This window comes from Candidatus Nanosynbacter sp. TM7-008, from assembly GCF_022828245.2.
Lineage (GTDB): Bacteria > Patescibacteriota > Saccharimonadia > Saccharimonadales > Saccharimonadaceae > Nanosynbacter.
In genome coordinates this window covers 234380-260524 of sequence record NZ_CP157587.1, presented here as the reverse complement: position 1 = coordinate 260524, position 26145 = coordinate 234380, and the positions used below count along the sequence as shown (strand labels likewise).

Annotated in this window: 26 protein-coding genes and 1 CRISPR repeat array; of the genes, 7 read left to right on the top strand and 19 right to left on the bottom strand. The window is 40.0% G+C overall.

Translation table 11 applies throughout. The features are described from left to right. Positions 1-71 precede the first annotated feature (71 nt). The 5 genes from cas9 (at position 72) to LRM48_RS01350 (ending at position 8642) form a co-directional block, all read left to right on the top strand. Positions 72-4100: a type II CRISPR RNA-guided endonuclease Cas9 gene (cas9, locus tag LRM48_RS01370; protein ID WP_243812485.1), complete on the top strand. Its 4029-nt coding sequence runs from the start codon at positions 72-74 to the stop codon at positions 4098-4100. 3 nt (positions 4101-4103) lie between these two features. Beyond that, positions 4104-4979: a type II CRISPR-associated endonuclease Cas1 gene (cas1, locus tag LRM48_RS01365; RefSeq protein WP_243812486.1), complete on the top strand. Its 876-nt coding sequence runs from the start codon at positions 4104-4106 to the stop codon at positions 4977-4979. Positions 4980-4996: 17 nt separating this feature from the next. Beyond that, the gene (cas2, locus tag LRM48_RS01360) at positions 4997-5302 is read left to right on the top strand and encodes a CRISPR-associated endonuclease Cas2 (RefSeq protein ID WP_129637368.1); all 306 of its coding nucleotides are present in this window, start codon (positions 4997-4999) and stop codon (positions 5300-5302) included. After that, the gene (csn2, locus tag LRM48_RS01355) at positions 5299-5991 is read left to right on the top strand and encodes a type II-A CRISPR-associated protein Csn2 (RefSeq protein ID WP_243812487.1); all 693 of its coding nucleotides are present in this window, start codon (positions 5299-5301) and stop codon (positions 5989-5991) included. Before cas2 ends, csn2 begins: the two co-directional genes overlap by 4 nt. A gap of 49 nt (positions 5992-6040) precedes the next feature. After that, positions 6041-7725: direct repeats of the CRISPR family, unit length 36 nt; unit sequence GTTTTACAGTAGTGTTATATTGAATAGTACTGAAAC. Between the two features lie 725 nt (positions 7726-8450). Beyond that, on the top strand, positions 8451-8642 hold the full coding sequence (locus LRM48_RS01350; protein ID WP_129744235.1) for an Arc family DNA-binding protein: 192 nt from the start codon (positions 8451-8453) through the stop codon (positions 8640-8642). A 71-nt stretch (positions 8643-8713) separates the two neighbouring features. Here the strand turns inward: LRM48_RS01350 and LRM48_RS01345 are convergent, their stop codons facing one another. Beyond that, positions 8714-9250, bottom strand: a complete 537-nt coding sequence (locus LRM48_RS01345; protein WP_243812488.1) for a DUF6609 family protein — start codon at positions 9248-9250, stop codon at positions 8714-8716. A gap of 98 nt (positions 9251-9348) precedes the next feature. On the opposite strand from LRM48_RS01345, the gene LRM48_RS01340 reads away from it, so the two are divergent. Next, positions 9349-9732, top strand: coding sequence for a DUF2726 domain-containing protein (locus LRM48_RS01340; protein ID WP_243812489.1), 384 nt, complete (start codon positions 9349-9351; stop codon positions 9730-9732). A gap of 410 nt (positions 9733-10142) precedes the next feature. Further along, positions 10143-10676 carry a DUF2726 domain-containing protein gene (locus LRM48_RS01335; protein WP_243812490.1) on the top strand — a complete coding sequence of 178 codons (534 nt, stop codon included), beginning with the start codon at positions 10143-10145 and terminating at the stop codon, positions 10674-10676. Here LRM48_RS01335 and LRM48_RS01330 read toward each other — a convergent pair. The 18 genes from LRM48_RS01330 to LRM48_RS01245 form a co-directional block, all read right to left on the bottom strand. Further along, positions 10591-11247: a rolling circle replication-associated protein gene (locus LRM48_RS01330; protein WP_243812491.1), complete on the bottom strand. Its 657-nt coding sequence runs from the start codon at positions 11245-11247 to the stop codon at positions 10591-10593. The two genes, LRM48_RS01335 and LRM48_RS01330, sit on opposite strands and share 86 nt — an antisense overlap. A gap of 235 nt (positions 11248-11482) precedes the next feature. Further along, positions 11483-12169, bottom strand: coding sequence for an ATP-binding protein (locus tag LRM48_RS01325; RefSeq protein WP_243812492.1), 687 nt, complete (start codon positions 12167-12169; stop codon positions 11483-11485). Continuing rightward, positions 12169-12444: a hypothetical protein gene (locus LRM48_RS01320; protein ID WP_243812493.1), complete on the bottom strand. Its 276-nt coding sequence runs from the start codon at positions 12442-12444 to the stop codon at positions 12169-12171. Before LRM48_RS01320 ends, LRM48_RS01325 begins: the two co-directional genes overlap by 1 nt. Continuing rightward, the gene (locus LRM48_RS01315; RefSeq protein WP_243812494.1) at positions 12441-13526 is read right to left on the bottom strand and encodes a hypothetical protein; all 1086 of its coding nucleotides are present in this window, start codon (positions 13524-13526) and stop codon (positions 12441-12443) included. The genes LRM48_RS01320 and LRM48_RS01315 overlap by 4 nt, the downstream gene beginning before the upstream one ends. 176 nt (positions 13527-13702) lie before the next feature. Further along, positions 13703-13855 (bottom strand): hypothetical protein, encoded by a 153-nt coding sequence (locus tag LRM48_RS01310; RefSeq protein WP_243812495.1) that lies wholly within the window; start codon positions 13853-13855, stop codon positions 13703-13705. Positions 13856-13893: 38 nt separating this feature from the next. After that, complete coding sequence (locus LRM48_RS01305) at positions 13894-14073, bottom strand: hypothetical protein (protein WP_243812496.1); 180 nt, start codon at positions 14071-14073, stop codon at positions 13894-13896. A gap of 124 nt (positions 14074-14197) precedes the next feature. After that, the gene (locus LRM48_RS01300) at positions 14198-14440 is read right to left on the bottom strand and encodes a hypothetical protein (protein WP_243812497.1); all 243 of its coding nucleotides are present in this window, start codon (positions 14438-14440) and stop codon (positions 14198-14200) included. A gap of 567 nt (positions 14441-15007) precedes the next feature. Beyond that, the gene (locus tag LRM48_RS01295; protein ID WP_243812498.1) at positions 15008-15922 is read right to left on the bottom strand and encodes a cell division protein FtsQ/DivIB; all 915 of its coding nucleotides are present in this window, start codon (positions 15920-15922) and stop codon (positions 15008-15010) included. Beyond that, entirely contained in the window at positions 15919-17082 is a 1164-nt protein-coding gene (locus LRM48_RS01290) for a UDP-N-acetylglucosamine--N-acetylmuramyl-(pentapeptide) pyrophosphoryl-undecaprenol N-acetylglucosamine transferase (protein ID WP_243812499.1), read from the bottom strand. The genes LRM48_RS01295 and LRM48_RS01290 overlap by 4 nt, the downstream gene beginning before the upstream one ends. Beyond that, positions 17015-18244, bottom strand: coding sequence for an FtsW/RodA/SpoVE family cell cycle protein (locus tag LRM48_RS01285; protein WP_243812500.1), 1230 nt, complete (start codon positions 18242-18244; stop codon positions 17015-17017). Before LRM48_RS01285 ends, LRM48_RS01290 begins: the two co-directional genes overlap by 68 nt. A 55-nt stretch (positions 18245-18299) precedes the next feature. Continuing rightward, positions 18300-19337, bottom strand: a complete 1038-nt coding sequence (gene mraY, locus LRM48_RS01280; RefSeq protein WP_243812501.1) for a phospho-N-acetylmuramoyl-pentapeptide-transferase — start codon at positions 19335-19337, stop codon at positions 18300-18302. Between the two features lie 2 nt (positions 19338-19339). Continuing rightward, complete coding sequence (locus LRM48_RS01275; RefSeq protein WP_243812502.1) at positions 19340-21085, bottom strand: peptidoglycan D,D-transpeptidase FtsI family protein; 1746 nt, start codon at positions 21083-21085, stop codon at positions 19340-19342. A gap of 21 nt (positions 21086-21106) precedes the next feature. Beyond that, positions 21107-21448 carry a hypothetical protein gene (locus tag LRM48_RS01270; RefSeq protein WP_129634729.1) on the bottom strand — a complete coding sequence of 114 codons (342 nt, stop codon included), beginning with the start codon at positions 21446-21448 and terminating at the stop codon, positions 21107-21109. A 197-nt stretch (positions 21449-21645) separates the two neighbouring features. Beyond that, positions 21646-22566 carry a 16S rRNA (cytosine(1402)-N(4))-methyltransferase RsmH gene (gene rsmH / locus LRM48_RS01265; RefSeq protein WP_243812503.1) on the bottom strand — a complete coding sequence of 307 codons (921 nt, stop codon included), beginning with the start codon at positions 22564-22566 and terminating at the stop codon, positions 21646-21648. A 291-nt stretch (positions 22567-22857) separates the two neighbouring features. Beyond that, positions 22858-23226: a division/cell wall cluster transcriptional repressor MraZ gene (locus tag LRM48_RS01260; protein WP_146428578.1), complete on the bottom strand. Its 369-nt coding sequence runs from the start codon at positions 23224-23226 to the stop codon at positions 22858-22860. A gap of 217 nt (positions 23227-23443) precedes the next feature. Next, positions 23444-24697 (bottom strand): ATP-dependent DNA helicase, encoded by a 1254-nt coding sequence (locus LRM48_RS01255; RefSeq protein WP_243812504.1) that lies wholly within the window; start codon positions 24695-24697, stop codon positions 23444-23446. A gap of 1 nt (position 24698) precedes the next feature. Then, a complete protein-coding gene (locus tag LRM48_RS01250; protein ID WP_129743804.1) occupies positions 24699-25676 on the bottom strand; it encodes a Kiwa anti-phage protein KwaB-like domain-containing protein in 978 nt (325 codons plus the stop codon). Between the two features lie 39 nt (positions 25677-25715). Continuing rightward, on the bottom strand, positions 25716-26141 hold the full coding sequence (locus LRM48_RS01245; protein WP_129743803.1) for a ribonuclease H family protein: 426 nt from the start codon (positions 26139-26141) through the stop codon (positions 25716-25718). Positions 26142-26145: the final 4 nt, after the last annotated feature.

Below are 26145 nucleotides of genomic sequence, written 5' to 3'. Positions count from 1 at the left end.
CAACTAAAGCAATATTGTAAACCCCAAAAGTAAACGATATACTGAAAATAATTAAACAAGGATATCACACAATGAAACAATCATATTCTATAGGTCTAGACATCGGCACGGGTAGCGTAGGATGGGCGGTCATCAACGAAGATTTCAGTCTGCGTAGACATAAACATCAGAACATGTGGGGAGCAAATTTATTTAATGAAGCTCAAAAGGCTGAACTAAGACGATCATTCCGCTCATCGCGCAGAAGGCTCGCCAGAAGAAAGAGACGTATCACGCTATTGCAGCAAATATTCAACAATGAAATCTGCAACGTCGATCCCAATTTCTATCTACGCCTGACAGAATCCATGCTCTACATAGACGATAAAAGCTCGTCCTTAGATCTTGACGCCAACATATTATTCTCAGATCACACATTTACAGATAAGATATATAGGGAAAAATATCCGACAATTTACCACTTACGCAGCGAACTATTTCACAACCCAGGAAAACAAGATATTCGCTTAATTTATTTGGCGTTACATCACATTATTAAATATCGTGGCAATTTCTTAATCGAAGGAGGAGTAGACGGCGTAATTTCGTCATTCGATAGCCAAAACTTGCAAAAATTCATGGAGTTTATTGGAGCTGGAGATAAAGAAGCTAAGCAGATTAAGTCCATCTTTCTAAACCAATCTCAAACGCGAAGCGCTCGAAAATCAAGTATAATTCAGCTGTTACAACCTTCTGCTGACAGTAAAAACATTATAAGCGAAGCTGTTGGTGCAGCAATTGGACTAAAATGGAATGCAGAAAAATTGTTTGATGATAAATCCCTTGAAATAAAAGGAGAATTTTCTGATAAGAATTACGAAGATCAGCGAGACGACATAGCCGCAGCAATCGGCGACGATCGATACGAGTTGATAGAAACCTTAGAATCGGTCTATCAATGGACAATTTTTAGTCAGTTTATCAGGAAAGATAGCTGCCTGTCTGACATCATGGTCGAAAAGTATGACGCTTACCGTCAGGATTTATCAGACCTCAAAGGGCTATTCCGAGATTTTCTCTCTAAAAAAGAATATAAATCATTTTTTCACGGAGATGCTTCAAAATTTGATTTATACAACAGGCACAAGATTGACGCAGACGATCTATATAAATCAATTAAAAAACACTTAGGCGAATCGGCTAAAGATGATGCGCGATATCAAAGATTTGAGAAACGGGCGGAATTGGGCGAATTTCTATCCAGACAGCGAATACGTGACAATGGTGCCATACCACACCAAATTCATCAATACGAGCTTGAGAAGATTATAGATAATCAAGCAACCCATTATCCATTCTTGGCGCAAAATCGCGATAAGATTATTAGCATTTTCACATTTAAATTGCCGTATTACATCGGACCATTAAAAACGGGTGGTGATTTTGCCTGGTCAATCAAAAAGAAAGACGGCGTAATTTATCCGTGGAATTTTAATGAAATCATAGACGACGAAGCTTCAGCTGAAGAATTTATCGGGAGAATGCGCAACAAGTGTACATATTTACCAGATAAAGATGTACTTCCCAAGAATTCATTACTTTATCAAGAATATGAGTGCCGAAATGAACTAAAAAATGTAACAGTTAACGGAAAAAGGTTAAGCCCAGATATTCAAAATCGCATAATTGACGAGCTATTCACGAAAGAATATTCCGTTAACTATAAAAAACTTGCAAAATATCTTTACGACAATCAAATATACGACACTAGTTCGCTAGTTATTACTGGAACAGCCGACGATAAATCTTTCATGTCGTCACGAAAATCGTACATAGATTTTACTAAGAAAATTGGGATTGAAATCACGCCAGAAAACAAAGCGGCAATTGAGGAAGTAATAAAATGGATAACTCTATTTGAAGACAAGAAAATCCTGTCAAAAAAACTACAAAAATATAATGACATTTTTAGCAAAGACCAGATCGATAGTATTTTGAAGCTAAAATATACAGGCTGGGGAAGACTATCCAGTGAATTACTTGACGGAATTGCGGCGCACACTCGTTATGGAAAAATGACAGTTATTGAAGTAATGCGTCAATGTTCTGATAATTTTATGCAAATTATCCAAAGTGACCGATATGAATTCAAAAAAATCATAGAAGACGCTCTTTTGAAAGATGCTACCCCAGAAATCACCTATGATGATATTAAAAATCTCGCAGCATCTCCGGGGATTAAGCGCGCCCTCTGGCGAAGTGTTCGGATTATAGATGAAATTGTCGATACGATCGGCTATGGTCCGAAACTGATTAGCATTGAGATGGCGCGAGGCGAAGAGGAAAAAGTCAGAACAAAAAATCGATATTCTCAGCTAGAAAAGATGTATAAAGAATTATACGGAAAAGAATATAATAAATCTGATATAAAGCCTCAACTGGAAAATTATAAAGATTGCCTTGATAAGAAAAAATATTACCTGTACTTCTTGCAAAATGGCAAATCTGCATACTCAGGTAAAAAACTAGACATTGAAAACGGACTTAAAGATTGCGAAATCGATCATATTTTGCCACGCTCATTGACAAAGGGTGATTCTCTAGACAACACCGTCTTGGTATTGCGAGAAGAGAATCAGCTAAAGCTTGACGACTATCCAATATCGCCCGACGTTCAAAAAAAGATGTTGCCAATCTGGATGTCTTTAAAAAACGCCAAATTTATGTCACAGCTCAAGTTCCAGCGATTAACTAGCCAGAAGCAGCTATCAGACGACCAGATATATGGCTTCATTAATCGCCAATTAGTTGAGACACGACAAATTACCAAACACCTGGCTAGAATGCTAACCGAAAAATACAAAGACTCATCAACAGAGGTGTTTACTATTCGCGCTGGCATGAGTTCCGAATATCGCCGCATCCACGACTTGCCAAAATGCCGCGAAGTAAACGACCTCCACCACGCAAAAGATGCCTACTTAGCAGCAACTCTAGCCCAATATGTAAAAGTTCGCTATCCAAAGCTTGACAAGGAGTTTATCTACGGAGAATATAAGAAATTCAAGTCGGACAAAAAGAAGAACAGGGAATACGGCAGCTTCATCTTATCGTCAATGAAATATGATTTTACCAACACAAATACTGGTGAAATTGTCTGGCAGGGTAAATCATCCTGCGAAATCATTGATAAAACGATGAAATATAATGACTGCTTGATTACGAAAAAAACCGAGACTGGTGATAGTCAATTCTATAAACAAACTATTTATAGCAAAAAATCAACCGACCCTAAACCTACAATACCTATAAAAGCAAATCTACCAACCAATAGATACGGTGGATATTCTGGCGTGCAAGCAGCTTACTTTGCGGTGATCAATTATTTAAAGCAGTCAAACAAAAAAGAATCTCCCGCAACTGAGATAATCAGCATTCCAGCGCAAATATACACCTTAGAGAAGACTCACCCAGGATCGATAGATAAATATATCCGAGATAATTATAAAGATGCCGTAGTGCTTCTGCCTAAAATACCGATTAACCAAAAAATTGAGTATGACGGTAACGAGCAATTTATAGTTGGCAGTAGCGAGGTTACTAACGCCAAACAATTAAAACTTCCTTACGATATCGAATATGCCATTGCAATAGCGCTAAAGCGCGGAATTCCACGCGTTACGATTTCAGAAGAACAAGCCGACGAAGATGATAAATTACGCGACAAACGCAATAGACAAATCGAAAAAAGAACTAAGGTTATTGATGGAATAAATCGCTTTTGGAAGGTTTACTCTGACAAGCTCGCTAATCAATATCAACAATTCAGAAAGGCGGGGGATAATGCTCGCAATGCAGCACCAGAATATGACAAACTATCAATAGACGACAAAATAGAGGTTATTAAACTAGTTCTGGTGGCTACGAGCGCTGGATCTGGTCGCGTAGACATGAAAGGTAGCGAGAAGAATCCTAAATTCCCAGAGTTAGGTCTACCGAATTCATTTGGTCGCATGTCAGGAAAGACTATAGACCCCCTCAATGTTACCTTCGTCTACGAGTCTATAACTGGCTTGCACTGTCGAAAGCTAAACGGAAAATCATTAGGGCATAAGCGTTAAGATATGTCTTGGCGAACTGTAATCGTCAAAAATCGCTGTAAATTAAGCTATAAAAATGATTATATGCTTATTACTAGCGACGGCAATGAAAAAACACTCCACATAAGTGAAATTGGCACTTTAATAATTGAAAATACCGCTGTTAATCTGACGGCTTATCTACTGTGTGAATTATCTCGCTATAAAGTCAAAGTGATATTCTGTGATCATCAGCGTAATCCGTATGGAGAGATAATTCCTTATTACGGATCTCACAACGCAAGCAAACAGATGTCAAAGCAAAGCCAGTGGTCGCAATCGACCAAAAATAACTTATGGAAAACAATCGTTACTCAAAAGATAATTAAGCAAGCCCAGACGATCTATAGAGAAACTGGCAATAGTTCCGCCTGCGAAGCGCTAATGAACTTCGCCGCGAACGTATCTCCCGGAGATCTCACCAACAGGGAAGCTCATGCAGCCAAGCTCTACTTCAAAGAATTGTTTGGTCCAAAATTTTCACGAGACAGCTCTAATGATATAAATGCGGCATTAAATTATGGCTACGCTATTCTTCTGTCTGCCTTCAATCGAGAGATTACGGCTGCTGGATATTCAACAACTATAGGCGTCAATCACTGTAATGAATACAACCCGTTCAATCTTACTTGCGACCTCATGGAGTCGTTCAGACCTATAGTCGACAGCGAAGTTTACAAATGCCGCAATTTTGCATTTGACGACTTCTTTAAGAGTAGACTGATTGAGATTCTTAACCATAAAGTTGTTATCCTCGGCAAAGAACAGTTCCTATCAAACGCTATCAGTATCTACGTGAAGCTATTTTTCAGGACAATGGAAACAGGGGACGACGAACTACCTGAGTATGAATTAATATAACTATGAGAGTGCGCTATATGAGAATGATTATATTCTTCGACTTACCAATGACCAATGCTAACGAGCGTAAAACATACACCACTTTTCGCAAAAGACTCACTCAAGAAGGATTTGTTATGATGCAACAATCCGTCTACACTAAATTGGTACTCAATTCCACAAATGAAAAATCAACCCACGACAGAATCAAAAAAATAATACCAGAAAACGGCATAGTTCAATTATTGACCGTAACCGAAAATCAATTCGCATCAATGGAATATCTGGCTGGAAAATATGATGAATTATCAATTCAAAATACAGACAGGACAGTAATTTTATGAGAATTAAAGTTTCAGGATTCGACAATGCAGCATCAATACCAGAAAATGGTGGAATTGCGACACTAGCCATTCACAATGATTTGTTTTTTAGAAAAATTATAGAAAATATACTTGATGCATACACAAAAAGAGAAGAAAATAATCGCATTGTAATTTGCGATGATAATTGTAACCCGCTAGATATAACAAAAGACTCACTAATAATTACCGACATATATTCATACGATCTATCCAGTCGAACTATTACTGCGGCGTTATATAAAAACATTCAGGACAACAGCGATATAGATCAGACAAAAATAGAGCAGATAGAATCAAGCATATTTGATATCCTTGATAATATAAATATCGATTTCTCACAAAATTTGAGTTACCAATCAACCATTTCCATGAATGACATCTTAAAGGTGGCGCATGTGGGATTGGAGGTAAATTTAAGGAATAACTATATTGATAGACTTTATGGTATCATAGATTCAGCGCAACAATTACTGTCAAAACAGCTAGTAGTTTTGGTCAATCAGCGCCAACTATTATCGCATAGTGAGTTGCGGGCTCTTTTACAATACGTAGAAGATAATCATTTTTCAGTACTTTTTATTGAAAAAATCTGTAAAGACAAATTAGACAGCGAAGGACTTTTGTCCATAGATGACGATTTTTATGATTTTAGTACTAATTCACGATAATATCAAGTAAGCGCTACCGCGTTTACCTCTGTAAAACCGCACATATGAGGTTTTACAGTAGTGTTATATTGAATAGTACTGAAACTTCGGGGGTTATGGGCAACCTGGCGATGGCGTTTTACAGTAGTGTTATATTGAATAGTACTGAAACCCGAGCAGCCATCTTTGAATAATTTGACTAGTTTTACAGTAGTGTTATATTGAATAGTACTGAAACGTCGACATGTTAGATAGCTTCATAATTATCGTTTTACAGTAGTGTTATATTGAATAGTACTGAAACGCTATTCATTTACATCCTCCAGAACAACTTGTTTTACAGTAGTGTTATATTGAATAGTACTGAAACATCACCTCTAGCAATTGACGATAACTTCTGGTTTTACAGTAGTGTTATATTGAATAGTACTGAAACATGCTGCTTGAGTTCTTCGCGAAATAGGTGTTTTACAGTAGTGTTATATTGAATAGTACTGAAACGTTTGCTAAAGCTGCAGGAGATAAGCTATTGTTTTACAGTAGTGTTATATTGAATAGTACTGAAACGGTATTTCATTGCCACCGGCTAGAATGAGTGTTTTACAGTAGTGTTATATTGAATAGTACTGAAACGGCAATTGCTGTTTGCATTTCAACGCTTAGGTTTTACAGTAGTGTTATATTGAATAGTACTGAAACTAGTCAGCGCCAGCGACGCTACTCCAATCGGTTTTACAGTAGTGTTATATTGAATAGTACTGAAACGCTTTATATTTGCGATTATGTATTAAGGGCGTTTTACAGTAGTGTTATATTGAATAGTACTGAAACGAAGCGTAAAGGCGGTGATGTGATTCAGAAGTTTTACAGTAGTGTTATATTGAATAGTACTGAAACGTAAGTGATAGAAGTACTGCTGTTTGTCTAGTTTTACAGTAGTGTTATATTGAATAGTACTGAAACGGAAAACGTCAAGCGAGTGTTCTCACCTGTGTTTTACAGTAGTGTTATATTGAATAGTACTGAAACCCAGAAGATTATCAGCATAAACAGGATTGCGTTTTACAGTAGTGTTATATTGAATAGTACTGAAACCGGTATGTTCATATTCTTACCGCCGACGCCGTTTTACAGTAGTGTTATATTGAATAGTACTGAAACCAGAGTCTCCGTATGGCATCTCTACCGCCTGTTTTACAGTAGTGTTATATTGAATAGTACTGAAACTTCAGAGACGCTGACTATTCCTGGTTATGAGTTTTACAGTAGTGTTATATTGAATAGTACTGAAACGAATCAATTAGGGCAACCTGCTCAGCAGATGTTTTACAGTAGTGTTATATTGAATAGTACTGAAACTTACTTAAAAGCTGATGGATCTTCTAAGTCGTTTTACAGTAGTGTTATATTGAATAGTACTGAAACGATCCACTCATCCATCCACTTTTTCGTGCGGTTTTACAGTAGTGTTATATTGAATAGTACTGAAACTTCTGGTGCAGCTGCATAAACGCGTCCTTTGTTTTACAGTAGTGTTATATTGAATAGTACTGAAACTGATTTGTTAGATACTATTATAGACAGGCTGTTTTACAGTAGTGTTATATTGAATAGTACTGAAACAATCAAGGCAAACCCACGCTATGACGAGGGGTTTTACAGTAGTGTTATATTGAATAGTACTGAAACCAGTTGGCTGAGATGCAAGGAACACGCCGTGTTTTACAGTAGTGTTATATTGAATAGTACTGAAACCACATCACCGTTGTTATAGTGATCAATCCGGTTTTACAGTAGTGTTATATTATATCTAAATTGTTAGGTAACTATAACTCAAGGCGATATTATTGATTTTTCAATGACGGTTGTGGTAGTATGACTATAAGGCAGCAGCGCCCCCTTATGTTAGGGCAAGCGGGCTGTCTTATTTTATTTTGACTGATGTATTACCCTTAAACATCACCAAAACTGTATAAATTTCTAAATTGTTAGGTAGCTATAACCAAAGACAAATATTAATAACAACCGTTTATTGATTTTTCAATGGCGGCTATAGTAATATGTCAACATAAGGTGTATACGCCCCGGGTCTGGTCTCGGAAAGCGGTACGCCTTATTTTATTGTATATTTAAGCATATTGCGAGATCTAACAAATAGTGATAAACTGCAAACGCATGGTTTAAGCATCCATGTGGCCTTTCCGCCCTCTGAGAATGAGGGCGGGTTTTATTTATGTACGGCGACGCCATATGGTAAATTATCATTTTCAGGATAGATTTTACATAAAAAGTATACAAAATGCACGCAAAATGATTACATTTTGTGCGCAACTTTTGCTATAATAGAAACACTCAGGCGAGGCACATTAACAATTAGAGGATACGCCATTATTATAATGAATTGCAAACCCGAAAAGATAATAAAGATATAAGCTTAACGCCTCGCTTGGCGCTAAGGTCCTCTAAAGAAAGGAAAGGCCATGCCAATAGTAAATCAAATTGTAAAAAAGAATGGCAAGATTATCAAATCTAAGGTTGACGTACCTACGCCAGTTTATAATGTACGAATTAAACAGGAAGTATACGAACGCTTAGTTGTGCTAGCCGCAGAGAACGGTCGTAGTGTAACTGGTGAGATAAACTGGAGGCTTGAACAATCTCTTAAAAAGTAGTATTATGGCTGAGCGATTGTTGTGATTTGCAGCCGTTGTTGTATAGACACCTCAAAAACGAGGTGTCTTTTTTACGGCTTCGAAAAAAATAATAAATACACTCCAAATACAAGCTTAATTGCCGAGTCAATATATGCTATCACCTCTAATGAGATATCAGTAAAAATATATCCTACAAAAACATTAATGGCGCAAATAAGACCTAGATATATCATTGATTTTCCATGCACAAAATAATACGGGAAAAAATGCAGTGCGGTTGCCATCAGTGCCCCCAGCCAAATCAATCTCCAATTTTCAGTCGCAAAGAATGGTCCGCCCAGCAAAACCATCAAGATAAATAATAAAATAACGGCATATAAAGATACTTTCTTTTGAAATTCACTTGAAGAGCCAGCAGACAACCTATTCAACACCTTTTTATTCATGTTGATTGAGAAAAAACTAATAACATATCCAATACTGAATACTTGCATATTTATTATTTGCTTTCCTCCTATTAGAGTAGCTATTGAAATAATCGCCGCTATTACAATTAGCCACAATCCACACGCTCTCTTATAATTGAATTCCAACTTTTCATCTTTATTATAATTTAAAAAAGCCATAAATATCTCCGATAAAATTATCACTCTTATTATATCACCGCAACGATAAAGCCTAAAAATCGTAAGCATTTATTATTAGCATACGATAAACTAATCTTATGGAAGCGCTTATATTTATAGTAGTAGCCGCAATTATTTTTCTGGCAATCAAAGCAAGGCAGGGGACCGGCGGCGACACAAGCCCAATTAAAACCCCAATAAAGAAAGAATACGTATATATTAAAAAATCTTGTGCAATGACGCCAAGTGAATTATCGTTTTATAAAACCCTACACGAAGCAATAAACGGATGTGTAATTATACCTCAGGCAGCTATTGAGCTTGATGATAGTACTCACAATCAGCCCGATCGAAAAACGCGCGACGATTTTGTCAATTCGATCATGGCCAATACTAATATACCCCTACTGCGATTTAAGGCAGGCGAATGGAACAGTGAAATAATTAAGCACAGAATCACCCAAGCTCTTTCGCAAAACTAGCGATTAAAAAACAATAGAACAAAATACGAACTAATTGTTAGTTAATTTTTAAGCGTGCATAAAGCCGAATCGGCTGAATATTTATATTGATAAATTTTGCGCAATACAAGCATAAATTATAAATCCGAGCCAATGCAGATAAACCAATACACAACATAAAACACACCAAGCCAGCAAATAGGGCGGTTTATAAAACGATAAACGACAAGTAGGTTGATTTGGTGAAAATGAGATAAATTTATCGCGAAGAAAGACGATGGAATAGTCGTGTTTTAGATATAGTTTTAATGTCGCACAATGTACCTAGGAAAATTATCAAATGTCGCACAACAGAGAAAATAAAAAAATAAACGACGCAAAATATTAAAATAAAAATAATGTTGTAGAATTTACTATGATATACTAAAAAAATGGAAATATTTATAGTATTTCTGATAATTGCAATTGCAATAATCGGAATAAAAACAAATAAACAAATCACAAAAAATTACGTAAAAAAGGAATATGCATATGTGAAAAAAGAATGCATTATGACAGCATTTGAGTTAAAATTTTATCAAATATTGCAGGAATGTATAAGTGGTTGTGTGATTATTCCGCAAGCACATTTTAGCATGTTTTTAGAACATAGAATAAAAGGGCAGAATTGGAAAGCGGCATTTTCAAGAATTAATGGTAAATCAGTCGATTTTCTTATTTGTAATAATGAGATGAAACCACTTTTTGCTGTAGAACTTGATGACAGCACTCACAACCGCCTAGAACGCCAAAAGCGCGACATATTCGTTAATTCAATAATGAACAACGCAAATATGCCTCTACTGCGATTTAAGGCTGGTGAGTGGAATAATGAAACTATTAAGCAAAAAGTTTCTCAAGTTTTTCAAACTCATGCATCTGTAAATACTGATTTTCAAAAGTCAACGACTTTAAATCAGGATTAAGAAATAAAGCATCAGCTTCATTATAATACTTAGCTGGCTTTTGTAGATTCTTAGACGCCCAATATCGCCGGCGATTAGATACTGTAATCATATCTTTTGTTATGTATTTACACACATAAGAAGCAACTTTTTGTTTGTCATCATCAAGATATTGCATATTTGAAAAGCCAAACCGAAACGACGTTAGATTATACACACGACGATTATTTTGAATTACGTTAGTTTTCTTAATCAAGCCAGGATAATTTGACATAACCGCATGAAAATGAATTGCGCCGTCTTTGTGTTTTTCAGGAACAATTATATATTTCATCTCATTATTAGACTTCTTCTGCTGACGCCAAAGCCATGATTGCATTTTGAGATAACAAGCGTTCAGATCATAACGATTTACTTTTTTTGGATTAAACGTAAACGTTACAAACATTTCAAAATCATTCGACAAAATATAATCAGAAATTACAGTTCTGCTTCGACGAACTGAACGCATAATATCTAACTCATTACATTGATTACGTTTTTGCTTATTGCTAGATATTGATGAAAAACGTGCTTTTGGAAATTTAAACATCGTTAATTTATACATCTCAGGGTACTCCTTCACAATATTGTTAATATAATTATCGTTCACCTTCACCCCTATATAAAATATGTTAAATGTCCTACTATCAAGTAGCCCGCTGCGCGGGCTTCCGCACTTAATTTTGATAAAATTTTAATATTCGCGCGCGCTTGCTCGGGCTTAATGGATTGCCCGCTGCGCGCACCAGCAGCAACGTTACAACGTTGCTGCTTCGCTCATTAAATCATTTCCGCCACCTCCTCTTTCTATCTTGGTTAATTGGCACAAATTGAGTACTTGACGACGGTTGGCGGCTATATTCTGAATTGCGCAAAATTTTCTGATAGGTGTCGTATCGCTTATAATATTCGTCGTTGTGCTTGAAAATCTCGCTAAAAAGCTTATCCATCACATATGTATAATCAGATTTATCAAGCCTTATACTTTCACCATCGTAAACTGTATTGAATTGAAATCTACCAATCTTACGACAATTTACAACCTCCTGAACTTGTTTACGAATCGACATATCCATTTCATTCCAGATTTGGCTTGAAAATACAATCCGTCGACGATCTTTACGTTGTTGCGAAATCGCGGTCAAGACGTCAATCGGGATTCCAGTTTTCGCGTTGAACATCAAGTGCGCTTCATCTAACAACACAAGCACACCGTTTTCACCGTTTTGAAATTCTAGCGCTTGCGAAACTCTTTCGTCGTTATCTAGATAAACATATTTAATATCCTGTAAAATTATATTAGAAAAAATGGCACAATTTGGATAAGCTTGCTTTATTGCATATGCATAATTAACCATACTAAGTGTTTTACCCTTGCCCTGACGACCAATATAAACTCTAGAACCAACAGGGAATAAACCTTTTTTGGGACGTGTATAATGTTTTAATAATGATTTCCAATCAACTCTCATTATTTTATCCCAATCATCGGTATTTTACGTAGAATCCACATCGTAACACGATAAATCGGCTCAAAACCTAAAAACGCAATAACTAAAGTAATTGACAATAAAGCCAAAGAGGGAGTCATAAAATAACGAAAAACGCCTGAAAACTGACGTAAAATATTGGCAAATAAATCTGAAAAAGCAACTAAATATTCAGGTGTTGGTGGTAAATCTGGAATTAACGCAAAAATCGCAATTAAACCAGCTATAACGGCAGTTATAATAATTATAAATATCATATTTCTGTAACCTCCTTAAATTTCGCAAAAATTGCAAATAAAAGCGACAAAACCACGCCTAATCTAGCGAGAGGAATAACCGCATTCCAAACTTGTGGAAAATTCTCCTCAAGCGCGCCAAATCTCAGACAAACTTGATTATTCGATAATAAATTATCAACGCAAATACCTGAACATACACTTGATTTATAAAAATCAGTGCTACGGCAATGCCACTCACTCATATTATCAGCAGTTAACGAACCAGCAAACGCATTAAAACTTTTTGTAAAAAAATCAAACGGAAAAGTCAAAAACCCTAATTTTTTATGAAGTGATTCATCTATTGATTTAAAAAATCGCGCAAAAAAATTCGCGTCGGACGGGACAAATAAGTTTTTCAAAAACTCAAAGAATCCCTCTACAAGCTGCGTTATTCCCTTGAATAGATCCTGAATAGTCGAAATTGTCGAACTTAGCGCCTTTTTGAAAAAACATACAAAATCCAAATTGTCGCATTCTTTTTTTCGCGTGATTTCTAAAACTGGCGAATCGCCGCCAACAAACAAATCGCCGTCATATCCATCCGGATATTCGATTCGCTGTTTTGCAACAAGCGATATTATATCAGATGAACCGACATAATTTCCTAAGCCTTTAGGCGTTATTCCATACAAATCATTATATTGACGCATAATATACGCTTGTTTATTAATATTATAATCAAATTGATATGCAGCGACTGGCGTAAATTTAAATTTGTAGAATTTACGACCGTCATTAGAAGTCTGAATTGTAAGTTCTATCGGCTTATTTTTGTCGAAAATAAGATAGCGAACATTATCCTCATATTCGCTAAGCACGAAATATGAGTCTTCTTGAAATGATTTTTCAAGCGCGTCAAATCGTCGATTAAATTCTTTATCCGATAATTCGTCTGAAAAATACGTGATTTTAGCGCGGTTGAGTTTAAACGGGTGTTTAAATTTCGACGGATCAGCACGCTTATAATTTATTGGCTCAGCGGCACGCGCTTGCTGTGGTGGAAAAGCAACTTGAAAAATTAAAACTAAGCTGGAAACAACCAAAACCAACCGTTTCATTTATCACCTCTACGCGCACCGCTCAACCAAAAAATTGCATAAATTGCTACGGCAATAAATAGCCAAAACGCACTTAACTTAAGTAAAAAACTAGCCATTATTCTTTATTTCTTCCAAAATTAACATTATAATCCCAATAACCAACATAAAAAATAATATGTTACCAAAAGTTACAATCATATTTTTCTTCCAAAAATGACTTTATGTAAATAATCCAAAACGAACTTTAAACCACCCAATAATCCAATAAGAGGAGCATAAGCAACTAATAAATCTCGCGTCATCTTAAGAATTTCGTTGCTGATTGCTAAAACTGATAAATTTTCCATATTTCCTAAATAGGGGAGGGGGTACCTCCCCAAGCCGATTATTTAACCTTGACTTTACCACGAACCGCGGAATTAATCGCGCGACCAGCAATAGCAAGGCCAATCATAGCGCCAAGCAAAACGGCAATACCGGCAAAATTTGACGAAATAACACCCCAAGCAGTTTTGAAAACAGAACCGGCAGTGGCTGCGTCAAAAAATGTCATATTTTCTGGCATTTTATACCCCCTTAAGTTTACACCCGCTTGAGTTTAACGACTTCGCTAGTTGGTCACCAATCTCTAAATTGTCAGGGAACTATAACACTTACTCTAAAATATACTTAGTTCGCTTTTCGTTCTATTATTGTAAAGTCATGGGTTGACTTAAATCATCGGCTAACATAAGTATCGCTTTATCTTTTTTCTCGGGCTTAAACTCAATATTAAAAATCTCGCCTTTAATAAGAACTTCAATAACTAAACGCTCATAATCGACAGTTTGACCAGAATCATCTTTAAATTGACGTTTGTCAAAATAAAGACGTGAAACACGTGATTTTAAATTGTCTAAGGCGCCTGGCAGGGCGGTTGTAGGTTGTGACATAAAAGCCTCCAAAAATTAAATTGATTTACAAAAACAACATAATTTATTTTGTAAAAAAAGACAATAGAGTAACCGCATTTCATAGATAGTTTTAATGTCGCACAATGTACCTTTTACGCAATAATAAATACCACACAAAGATGAATATACATATGTCTACATATATTCACTAACACCTTAAAAACGAACTTTTTCTAGTAATTCGGCCAGGGGATTCTCTATTATATACAACCTCATAAAACATACCGTCTTTTAAAAAAAAATGCACCAACAAAATACGAACTTAAAAAATATTTTTAATTCCAGCACTACACATACTGGAGTGCTACATTGATATTTTTACATCAATATAAACTCTGAGTATGCGCGCCGTAAGTTCGTTAAGTTTTCCACAATGCATTTTATATTATTTGACATTTTTATATTTTTATTACCCTACTCCCCTAGCTTATCATTTTGTGATTATTTGACTTTTGCATATTTTTATATTGTTATATATATTTTCCGCTCCATACAGAAATAGAACAAAAAGAGAACTTACTCTATCCAGAAGAGAAGTTGACCGCCCTACTTATAGAACGACCTCTGATCCACTCTGACGTCTATATGCCCTGGCTTCGCGCCATTGTTATCCAAATAGCTCAAAGTAACTATCGCCTGATTAACCTGAGCCTGAGCAGACCTATCTACCGTCATACGAATCTGAGTCTCCCTGCCCTCGACCCTAAACCAAACTTGGCGTACGGTATTAGCCGGCAGAATAACCTCTGAAACATTCATTTTGTGTTGCGAAAATTCAGACACGGCTTGACCAAGGAAGCTCAAGAATTGACGATTGATAACTTCTTGACCACCTCTAGTTGGCAGGCCACTCTCATCACGAACAGCAACCGTAGGTGCGGCAAAATAATTTTGCTCAAAAGTAACACCGCTATCATCAACAAAATAAATCTTATCCCCAGAAGACCACTGAGCCACCGGCTGCCTAAACGTCAATTTAATAGCTGATCGCGCTAGAAAATCTCCCTCCACGCGAATGTTTTTTACCTCAGGAGCTTTCTGTAAAAAGAACTGCTTTAGGTCATTATTATTGAGGAAAAACCGGAACCTCTCCGCTGGATGAGCGCTGTAATACTCATTAAGAACGCCCACGTATTTATTAGCGTTACTGGAACTTTTTGCGTCGGGAGTTTGGACTGAAATATTGATTGTCAATTGAAACAAAAGAAATGTCACAATAAGCAGACTTACCGCAGTCGCAAGCATTTTTCGCAGTACACTGCGGCGTTTCTTCACCAATTCGTGCGTCTCAAGTCTCTCAGAAGTCTCCAAAGGAGAGGATGTTTGGCGGCTATTAAGCGTCCTGTTCCGACGATACGATTGGGCGGGCAAATCCTCATAATTCTCAGTCCGACGACGCGCCGCGATTTCTCGACGGCTTAGATTCTCGTCCGATTTTTTCTTAGAGAAGGGGAATTTCACTTTCGCCTACCCTGCCTTCGCACCGTAGTAAGAATAATCTTCGCCATATCTTTAGCTGCGTTTGGCTTGGCAAATTTACCGAAGTTATCACCCAGACCTTTAAGAATTTTCTGAGATTTTAATACGCCAATTATTTTTCGTGCCAAGATTTGATTGTCCTTATCCAACTCGTCTTCAGAAACTATCAACGCCGCTAATGCGTCCTGGTAAACTTTAGCGTTTTTCAATTGATGCCCGCCTGTCAAATGGCCGTTAGGGATGATGATTGTCGGTTTATGTAGCGCCGCCAATTCCAAAAGAGTGGTCGCCCCTGCCCTGGTCACGACTATATCTGCCGCCGCCAAAACTTCCGCCATTCCGTTGTGAACAAACGCCTGCAGCCGCCAGCCTTCTCGCTCGTCGGTTTGCTTGAGAATTTCTTCATATTGCTGATTTCCCGATATCAAAAATACCGAAGCCTCAGAAAGCAGGTTTTCCCTAATTGCTACAATCGCGGAATTAATTCGCCCGGCCCCGAGTCCACCGCCAGTAATAACAACTAGCGGCTTATTGACATTAAAGCCCAATTTTTCCTTCAATTCTCTCCTCTCGGCCTCAGAATATGGATGGAATTCTGGCGCAACTGGAATACCAACATATGAAGCTTTTTCTGGTGGATAATTGTAATATTCAAGCGGCGCGCCCGTGCCGATAGCTTTTGCGAAAGGACTCAGCAAGCGATTCGTCAAACCTGGATGCGCGTCAGAATCATGCAAAACCAACGGGATTCTTAATAGCCGAGCCGCATAGCCAACTGGCAGACAAACATACCCGCCCTTAATGAAAATAACATCTGGACGCCATCTCATAAGCTTAAACAAACTCTGGAAAAACCCAATCATCACCTTAAAACCGTCGCGCAAATTTGGGAATAAAATTGACGGATGTAGATGAAACGAGATGCTTTTTCCGTGATATCGGCGTAATTTTCCAGCAATAATCAAATCGACCGGAATATTTTCATCGAACTTAGCAAAAATCCCGCGTGCGCTGGCGCCAAATTTTTTATCGCACCAAAAACGAAGCTCGTGATCACCAGTTTTCTGTAATTCTCTAAATACGGCTACCACTGGCGTAACGTGTCCGCCTGAGCCGCCGCCGACCGCTAAGATCTTGGCCACTTTCACCCTCCTCTAATGCTTTATGTGACGTATATTTGGAAATTTGAAAAACTAAACCTAGCGCTGCCGCGATAAATAACATGCTTGTACCGCCATAACTTAATAACGGCAATGGGATTCCAGTAAGTGGCGCTAATCCTGTCATTGCGGCGATATTCAGTATCACGTGAGAAGCAATCCAGCCAAAAATTCCCGCCACAATTAGCCGCAACGTTACGTTTGGAAGCCTCGCGGCTACATGCAAAATTGATAGTAGCAACGCCGTAAATAGCGCCAATATAGCCATTAAACCGACAAAGCCAAACGTTTCTCCCATGACAGCAAAAATTGAATCGTTAGTCGCCTCTGGAAGATATCCTGTCGCCTGAACGCTTTTGCCAATTCCAAGCCCCAGAAGCCCGCCAGAGCCAATCGCAATTCTGGCCTGCTGAATGTGATAATTCTTGTTCTCCTGACTACTCGTCCCTTTGTGACTATCGCCTTGCACGAAAGTCATCACGCGCTCAATTCGGTGTGGCGACGTAAAAATCATCACCAAACCACAAAGTGCAACAATCGCCAGAATCTTCTTGAAAATCTTCCAATCAATTCCAGCCACCAAAATCATTGATAAAATAATCGCTATCAACGAAATTCCCGTTCCCAGGTCTTTTTGCAAAAACACAATCATCAGCAGCGATAATCCGGAAATAATGCCCAGCGGAATGATAGTTTCTTGGATGTCGTTCAATTTTCCCTGTTGCGAGCGCCGCCCTAAAAATCCCGCCAAAAACAATAGTACGCCATATTTGAGCAATTCCGACGGCTGGAAGCTTCCCAGTACGCCCAATTGGAACCATCGATACGCACCGTTAGTTTCCTGTGCAAATGACAAATGAAGAACTGCGCCCGAGAGAAATAGTAAAATACATAGCGCAAATCCAGCGTAAAGAATGTATTTTGATCTCTCGCCGGTAATCCATTTGTACGGCGTAAAGTAAAACGCAGAAAAAGCTACTATAGCAATAAACACACTCGTCAGCTGCTTGCCAAAGAAATACGTATCGCTATAACTCGTGCCGTAAGCATAATTCATCACGTTGGCGCGTTGCGGCCCCAGCGCATACATAACAATCAGCCCAAGTAGTAGCAAAAGCCCCATATAAAGCACAATCTGGTACATCGGCCGGTGACTTCTAACCGGCTGAGCGATAGATTGACGACTTTTGGCGACCGAATTACGCAATATGACCTCCAGCGAGCGCCAGCATCACACCAATAAACGCCATCACGCAGCCAATAACCCAGAAGCGCATCGTCACTTTAGTTTCTGGCCAACCAATCGCCTCCAAGTGATGATGAATCGGCGCAGATAAGAAAATCTTTCTCTTAAACAGCTTCTTGCTGACGATTTGAGCCAAGCTTGATCCCGCCTCAATTACAAATAGCAGACCAATCACAGGAAGTAAAAGCAAAGAGTCGGTCAGCATTGCCACAACGCCCAAACACGCGCCGTAAGCAAAACTTCCAACGTCACCCATGAAGAATCGAGCTGGGTAAATATTGAACCACAAATAGCTCAAGAGCACTCCGACAACCGTAAAGCAAAATCCCGCCAATATAACATGTTGCTGCAATAAAGCAATCACGCCAAATGCTCCAAAGCTAATACCAAGCAGCCCGCCTGCCAGCCCGTCCATTCCGTCAGAAATATTAACAGCGTTACCGGTAGCCACCACTGCAAATGCAAACAATGGAACTATCAACCATCCAATATTCACTTCACCCACAAACGGTACGTGGAAACTCGCCACGCCCAGTTTGGCAAAGAAAAACCAACCAAGCACCACGCCAATCAACGTGATCAGCGCAAACTTCACTGGACTACGAAGCCCAGCGGCGCCGCCACCCAAACCACGCAGATTGATGATATCGTCAATCAGCCCGACAATTCCGCCACCAACCAACGCTGCCAGAGGAAGCCAGGTCTGCGCTCGGTCTAAATTGAAGAAAATCGTCACCACAAAGATTGAAATTACGCCAATTACTCCAGCCATCGTCGGAATGTTTCGCCGCAATTTTGCCGCTTGGAATTTGGCAAAAACCTTTAGCTTTTTCCCATCAGTACTTTCCGACCTTTGGCGCTTCCAGAAGCGATATCGATAAGCGAAAAACGTATAAATTGGCGTTAAAAACATCGCTAGTAAAAACGCGCCGACGCTCAGTAAAAACACGTGCGTCAATTCATTGGTCATTGTTTGTAAAGCTATTCCCATATTTATTCCTTTGGTGCTATTTTCATATAATCAATCATCCAGTTGGATATATCTGTAAAAATTGGTCCAGCGTGAAGATTTCCTTGCAAATTAATCCCCTTGCCTGGAGCCGCTACACGTACCATTATGACATATTCGGCGCCATTTTTTCCACCGCCATAACCAATATATGTAGCAATCGTCTCCTTCTGAGTGTAAGCGCCATTAACCACCGCTTCAGAAGTACCAGTTTTTCCGCCAATTTCATAGCCAGATTTGTCACTCTTTGATAGGAATGAAGATCGGCGCGCTGTCGTTAGCATCGTTCGCATCTGTGATGACGTACCGCCGCTTACAGTTTGGCGAATGGCTTTATTTTCCGACGATTTCAGATTGCCAGATTCGTCAATTGTGCCGACGAGAATGGTTGGCCTGTAATATTGGCCTTCGTTAACTAGCGACGAAAATCCAGCCGCGACTTGAACCATAGTCAAGTTCATACTTTGCCCGTAGGTCATAGCCGAATAGCGAACCTCATTTCCCTCAGCGCTATCTGGCGGATAAATATAGCCCGAAGCCTCGCCCAGCTCAATTCCGGTTTTGGTGCCAAAGCCAAATTTATCGTGATAATATTCGTACAAAGTCTGGCGAGCCGGCAAATTAATCTGCGAACCATTTCCTAATTTTCGAATCGCGGTAATCGTACCGACGTTGAGCGAATTGTTAAACGCACCTTGAATCGTCATCGTGCCGCCCAAACCTCTCAAGGCATTACACATCGTGCGGTCAGCGACTTTAATACAATCGGTATTATTATACGTGCTGGACGGAGTAATAACACCCTTGTCAATTGCCGTAGCGAAACTAAAGGACTTGATAATCGAACCCGGCTCAAACGGCACCATCGACGCGCTATCCACAAACACCGACCCGTTTTTCTGCTTGGCAAAATCCGCTGGATTATAAGTCGGATAATTCGCCATTGCCAGAACTTGACCGTTTTTCGGATTCATAACAATCACACTTCCCTCAGTGGCGCCAGCTGCTTCGACTCCTTTTTTCAATGCCAATTCAGTCTGATTCTGGATATTCCTATCCACCGTCAGCGCTAAATTGTCACCAGATTTCGCCTCGATTCGCATATTATTTTTTCCAACCGTCAAAGGTATATTCCTTACGTCAGTTACAGATTGCAATAGCCCGTCCCGACCCTTAAGCTGCTTATTCAAAGAGCCTTCGATGCCATATTGACCTTCGCCAGCCGCATTCACAAATCCAAGCACGTGCGCGCCCAGTTCGCCCTCAGGATAATTTCGAATAGAACTTTGCTGATACAACACACCCGCAAAGTTTTTCTTTTTCAATTTTTCCGCTTGAGTTCTGGTGATATTTTTCGCTAAAACTTCATAGCGCGACTTTTTATTATTGAGCCGTTCAGATACATTTTCCGTCATTTCACCACCAGCAATTTCCCTCAAACTATCAACAAGCTGGCTCCGCTCTTTATCGTCAATCGACTGCGGGTCCGCAATCACCGTATAGACCGCCCGATTAAGCACCACAGGAACTGGCGTTTTACCGTCCATCATGTAAATTTTCCCGCGCTCTGCAGGAATGATAAATTGACGCTGCTGACTCGCCCGCGCTAATTCCGTATATTTGCCATATTGCAAAATCTGCAATTGAAATAATCGCAACACAAAAGCTGCCATCACTACTAGTAAAGCGATGGCTAACCAACCAGTTCTTGAACGAATAAGCCGCTGCATATTGCTTATCTTATTATATCACTATTGAGCGTAATGCGTTTCAGTTGTCGTCATAGCTGAAGCGACATTGCTATTCTTCACCTTCTCTAACGCCGTCAGACGCGCATTCTGCACTTCCAATTCTGACTTTTTTGCGCTTAGTTCGGTGATTTTTGTATCCAGACTCTGAGCTTCATAGCCGTAAGCCGTGAGCCTGGTTGCCTGAGTAAGATAAATCAAGCCCAGTACTGTAATCATCAATGCAACTAGCACTGTATGAGCAACAGGACCAAGTTTGACCTGAGACTGAAAACGTGTAGAATTCTGATTTCGGCGCAATTGACCGTGTGAACGTCGTGAAGTAAATGTGGTGGTGTTTGTCATTTGTCTCTATCTTTTATGTTTATATTTGTATTTAGCATAACAAACCAGCCCGCCCGTTAAAGACAGGCTGGTTTTTCTATATATTCCGGAATACGCTTTAGTTTAGCCGCGGCGTACTGAAACAGTCTCTGCCTTGTCTGTATTCTGGAATTCTACTTTGATGTGGATTGGCATATTGTGCCTCCTTCTTTTTTGTTTTATTTTTTCACGGCGTATCGAAATTTTGCACTTCGACTACGCGGATTGTGAACATCTTCAGTTCCAGACACCGGTTTTTTCTCTGGAACAATCAGCTCAGCCTCATAGCCAGCCGCCGCTTGCTCCGAAAAGTAACGCTTGATCAATCTGTCTTCCAAGCTATGAAAACTAATTATTCCTACTCGCCCGTCCTTATTAAGTAAGCGTGGCAAAAGTGGCAATAGTTCTTCAATCAGCTTAAGTTCGCGATTGACTTCAATGCGTAGCGCCTGAAAGGTACGAGTCGCAGGATGATGCTTCATGCTACCGCGACCAACGGTTTGCTTGATCAGATCAGCCAGCTCAGTCGTTCCCTGAATTGGTCGAGCTTTTACAATTGCCTGTGCAATTCGCCTTGCTCGCCCGGGATTTTCTTCGCCGTAACGAATAATCAGTTGCGTCAAATCATCAACCGAATACGAATTGACAATATCTGCCGCTGTAATTTCCGTCCGATTGTCCATCCGCATATCTAGCGGACCGTCAAATCTGAACGAAAAACCTCTCTCTGCTCTGTCAAGCTGCGGTGACGACACCCCCAAATCAGCCAAAATCACGTCAAACTTACGTCCCTGCTTGACTAAATCTTGCGCCGCGCTCACAAAATCTTTGTGAATTAAAGTTACGCCTTTTTCAGCCAAATCGCCCAATGTTTTAATCGCGTTTTCGTCGCGATCTACTAACACTGAGTTCAAGTAATTATCCGTCCTATTTAAGAATGCCCTGGCATGGCCGCCATAGCCAGCCGTCAAGTCGAGATACGACTCGCCTTCGACTGGCTGCAGCTTGCTAAGGGTTATCTCCAAAAGTACGGGAACATGGATCGGTTCGCTCGCTTGGAGTTCTTCCGACTGTGGTGGATGTTCTTTAATACTCATCATTATTCCATTATACAGAAATAATGCTCGAGATCACCTAACTGGATATTTAATTCTGGCTTTTTTGTATTTGTGTTTTGTTTGTTTTTGTTGTCTTAGAGTGGAAATTTGTTGATTGTCAGTAACAACCATGTTTTCCAAAGAGACTTATGTGTGAGGTGGAGTTTTTTTGGGAGGTGTTTGAGGAAGGTGCGTTGCCTTTTTTAATGTGGAGCAAATTGCCACATGCCATTTTCAAATACCCAGATAGTTGATCTCGAGAGGTTTTAATTGTTAAAGTGCTTAGCTAATCTACTATTCTGCACTCTCGGCCGCTATTAGCCGAAAATATTCCCCTGCTCGCACAGCAACGACTTCTCTGTCAATTCCAGCGTAGTCGAGCAAATGCTGCTCAATCGTCACTCGTCCTTGTTTTTGGTCGAGCGCCGATGCGGTTTTACCTCGTCGGAATTTAACGTTCAGGTCGGCAACTCGCTCATCCAGAATACTTCCCGTTAGAGCGCTTTCCACTTCCCGATCCCAGATTTGCTGTGGATATAAGTGGAGATATTTACCAAACCCGCGAGTTAGCACGACGCCTGATGCAAATTCTGCCCTGAGCTCAGCCGGAATTGTCAAGCGTCGCTTGTCGTCCAACTTGCGCTCAAAGTAATCTGTCTGCACGTCGTCCTTCCTTCGTGGTAGATTAGTTGTTTTTTACAGTGGATGTTTGTTTTTGTTGGTGATTTTCCATCAACTTTCGTTCCACTGACTCCACTATACTACCCACAGCTACCCACTTGCAAGCCCTTTTTATGACTTTTTACCCATTTTTGCATCAAATAAAAACTTTTCCACATTTTTGTGGAAAAGCCTAGTGTTGAGTTGATGTAAGTCTACGCTATTTATATCTCTCAACAGACTCTCTACTCGCCCGCCTCAAGACCTCATCAATTGCCAGCGCGTCAGGAGAAACTTCCAGCGCCCTACGGTTAATTCCGTATAGATATAAGTTGTCCAAATCTCGCACGCGACTCAAAGCCACATAACCCATACCCTCAACAAACGCCTTCCTCAGGTCAATCTTAGCCACATCCAGCGTCATTCCCTGACTTTTGTGAACCGTTATAGCCCACGCCAAACGCAGCGGAACCTGAGAAATACTCGCTCGTTTGCGCTCTCCGTCCCGCAATTCCCAAACATCCGGTACCATCGTCACCCGACGACCGTCTCGAAACTCAACAACCGGATATTCCGTCAACGGCTCAAAATCAACTACCGTTCCAATGCTACCATTGGCATATAATTTTTGTGGCGAATTTTTAACCGCCATCACCAACGCGCCCAGCTTAATCACCAGATTTTCTGGAGCCAGAACCGACCTTTGCAGATTCTCTACATAAATTTTCGAGCCCGTCGTCGTTTGCTGATACGATCGCTCTTCTCCTGGTAATTCCGCCAATTTTTGAATATTGATATCATCAACATCGACGTTTACGGTGTGCAGCTCTGTAATGTCGCCATCTGGCGGCTCAATTTCCGTGCGCGCCAACAACGCCTCGACGTGACGTCGCCTAACATCGCCAGTTCTTAGAGCGGTCAGAATCTCCAAAAGCTGCTCATCATTCTGACGATATTGTCGCTCCAAATATAAAACCGCCGGCTGAAGTTCTTGCCAAGCATCAGAATAAACCACAAAACCGCCGCCCTGCTCGTTCGGACGATTCACTGGCGGCAATTGGAAAAAGTCGCCGCTCATCACCAACTGAATGCCACCAAATGGCCGATCATTTTCCCTGACGGTTCTTAAAACTTTATCAATCATATCCAGCCGAAAATCGTGAAGCATTGAAATCTCGTCAATAATCAGCACGTCAGTTTTAGAAATCACATCACGCCGCGTTTTTGACAATCGTTCAAAAAAATTGTTCGGCAAATGATCACTCACGCCAATACCACTCCAGCTGTGAATCGTATTGCCGCCAAGATGCGTAGCCGCCAGACCAGTTGTCGCTGTTACCGACACCTTTTTACCCCGTTTTCGCGCCTGCGCAATAAAAGTATTCAACAGGTAAGTTTTGCCCGTTCCAGCCGCACCAGTCAGCAACGCCGACCGACCGCTCAGTAAAATAGCCAGCGCTAATTCTTGATCCATTTTAGCCTCGTGGCGGTTCGCCTTCTGGCTCGCCGAGCAGCTTCTTCGACTTAATTTCGTAACGCTTACCCGTGATTTTACTCTCGATATAATCCTCGTTGATGAGATTTACGAACATATCCAAATCATTGCCGTCCATGATAATAATCGCGCCGTTATCATCGCTCATCAATTCCAACTGCATCTCATCAGCATAGTCCAAAACATCTTCCTGCTTAACCGCGCCGATTTCCAATTTCTGCAATTTATTAATCGTCTTTTTTCGCTCCTTCACTAGCGCATTAAGATCCATTCCCTCTGGAAAACTTAGCTTATATTCCTTCTCAATTTCCGCTACTTTTTTATCAGCAATCACCTGCTTTTTATATTCATAGCCAAACATTCGCTCAAATTTTCCAGGATTAAACGCAAAAATATCTTTACCGACAATCAAAACTTGATTATCATCCGGAACCTTAAAACCAACTTCCGCATTAAATGAACCAAATTTGCCATCAGAAAATTCCCAAGCCAACGCGCTCTTCAGCGTCTGACCTTGCTGGATTAGCTTAACTGTATAGAATGTCGCGTCAGGGTTATTTGGATCGGTAAATCGTGCCACAATTCCCTTCATGCGCTTGAATTCGTGCTCAGTTTCCGAAAACTCCACAATGTCGTGACGTTCATGCTCAATCAAATGAATCAGTGTTTCAGCTCGCCCAACCTTTTCCAGGTCAGTCCTCAATAAAACATTATCTTCTGATTCGCTCAATTCATAATCACGAACGCTCAATCCAGTACCCGCACCCAAATTGACCTGATTGATATAATCAAACAAAAACAACGGTCTGAGCTGCTGCTCAACATCGCCTTTTATCGGCATAAAATATGGCGTGTAATTTTTGCTAAATAAGAACAGCTCTATCTGTAAATCATTCTTTTTTGCGTCATTTTGATTTGCCCACAAAAAAATATCAGTCGTTTCCCTCACTTCTTCCATTTTTCTAGTATAGCAATTTTTATCAGATGTCGCTAGCAGTTATTTAGCCAATCTCTCGCCTTCACGCGCCCGATTAGCCCATTCGTCAGCCAATTCGTTTCCTTCGTCGCCCTCATGACCGCGCACCCAACGTAAATCCGCCTGAGAATTCGAATATAGTTCGTACAATTCACGCACAATGTCCAGATTTTTAATCTCGCCACTCTTCTTCGTCCAACCGCGTTTTTCCCAGCCCGGCGCCCACTTGGTAACCACGTTAATCCAAAATTCACTATCAGAATAAATCACACACGGCGCACCATTAGCGTCTTTTAATGCCGCAATTAAAGCTTTGCCCTCCATGCGAATATTGGTGGTGTCGCCATCTTCTGACCCCAAAATATAAGGCTGAAGATCACGAATAACCGCAAACCCACCCGGACCGGGATTTGGCGAAGCAGAGCCGTCAGTATAGTAAGTCGTCATTAGT

Bases quoted from the DNA above. Each gene is read 5' to 3' on its own strand.
- mraY (WP_243812501.1), bottom strand. From the start codon at position 19,337: ATGGGAATAGCTTTACAAACAATGACCAATGAATTGACGCACGTGTTT.
- LRM48_RS01330 (WP_243812491.1), bottom strand. From the start codon at position 11,247: ATGTTTAAATTTCCAAAAGCACGTTTTTCATCAATATCTAGCAATAAG.
- LRM48_RS01345 (WP_243812488.1), bottom strand. From the start codon at position 9,250: ATGGCTTTTTTAAATTATAATAAAGATGAAAAGTTGGAATTCAATTAT.
- cas1 (WP_243812486.1), top strand. From the start codon at position 4,104: ATGTCTTGGCGAACTGTAATCGTCAAAAATCGCTGTAAATTAAGCTAT.
- csn2 (WP_243812487.1), top strand. From the start codon at position 5,299: ATGAGAATTAAAGTTTCAGGATTCGACAATGCAGCATCAATACCAGAA.
- LRM48_RS01255 (WP_243812504.1), bottom strand. From the start codon at position 24,697: ATGGATCAAGAATTAGCGCTGGCTATTTTACTGAGCGGTCGGTCGGCG.
- cas9 (WP_243812485.1), top strand. From the start codon at position 72: ATGAAACAATCATATTCTATAGGTCTAGACATCGGCACGGGTAGCGTA.
- LRM48_RS01350 (WP_129744235.1), top strand. From the start codon at position 8,451: ATGCCAATAGTAAATCAAATTGTAAAAAAGAATGGCAAGATTATCAAA.
- LRM48_RS01285 (WP_243812500.1), bottom strand. From the start codon at position 18,244: ATGTACCAGATTGTGCTTTATATGGGGCTTTTGCTACTACTTGGGCTG.
- LRM48_RS01315 (WP_243812494.1), bottom strand. From the start codon at position 13,526: ATGAAACGGTTGGTTTTGGTTGTTTCCAGCTTAGTTTTAATTTTTCAA.
- rsmH (WP_243812503.1), bottom strand. From the start codon at position 22,566: ATGATGAGTATTAAAGAACATCCACCACAGTCGGAAGAACTCCAAGCG.
- LRM48_RS01310 (WP_243812495.1), bottom strand. From the start codon at position 13,855: ATGGAAAATTTATCAGTTTTAGCAATCAGCAACGAAATTCTTAAGATG.
- LRM48_RS01340 (WP_243812489.1), top strand. From the start codon at position 9,349: ATGGAAGCGCTTATATTTATAGTAGTAGCCGCAATTATTTTTCTGGCA.
- LRM48_RS01245 (WP_129743803.1), bottom strand. From the start codon at position 26,141: ATGACGACTTACTATACTGACGGCTCTGCTTCGCCAAATCCCGGTCCG.
- LRM48_RS01250 (WP_129743804.1), bottom strand. From the start codon at position 25,676: ATGGAAGAAGTGAGGGAAACGACTGATATTTTTTTGTGGGCAAATCAA.
- LRM48_RS01275 (WP_243812502.1), bottom strand. From the start codon at position 21,085: ATGCAGCGGCTTATTCGTTCAAGAACTGGTTGGTTAGCCATCGCTTTA.
- LRM48_RS01320 (WP_243812493.1), bottom strand. From the start codon at position 12,444: ATGATATTTATAATTATTATAACTGCCGTTATAGCTGGTTTAATTGCG.
- LRM48_RS01325 (WP_243812492.1), bottom strand. From the start codon at position 12,169: ATGAGAGTTGATTGGAAATCATTATTAAAACATTATACACGTCCCAAA.
- LRM48_RS01270 (WP_129634729.1), bottom strand. From the start codon at position 21,448: ATGACAAACACCACCACATTTACTTCACGACGTTCACACGGTCAATTG.
- LRM48_RS01335 (WP_243812490.1), top strand. From the start codon at position 10,143: ATGGAAATATTTATAGTATTTCTGATAATTGCAATTGCAATAATCGGA.
- LRM48_RS01305 (WP_243812496.1), bottom strand. From the start codon at position 14,073: ATGCCAGAAAATATGACATTTTTTGACGCAGCCACTGCCGGTTCTGTT.
- cas2 (WP_129637368.1), top strand. From the start codon at position 4,997: ATGAGAATGATTATATTCTTCGACTTACCAATGACCAATGCTAACGAG.
- LRM48_RS01300 (WP_243812497.1), bottom strand. From the start codon at position 14,440: ATGTCACAACCTACAACCGCCCTGCCAGGCGCCTTAGACAATTTAAAA.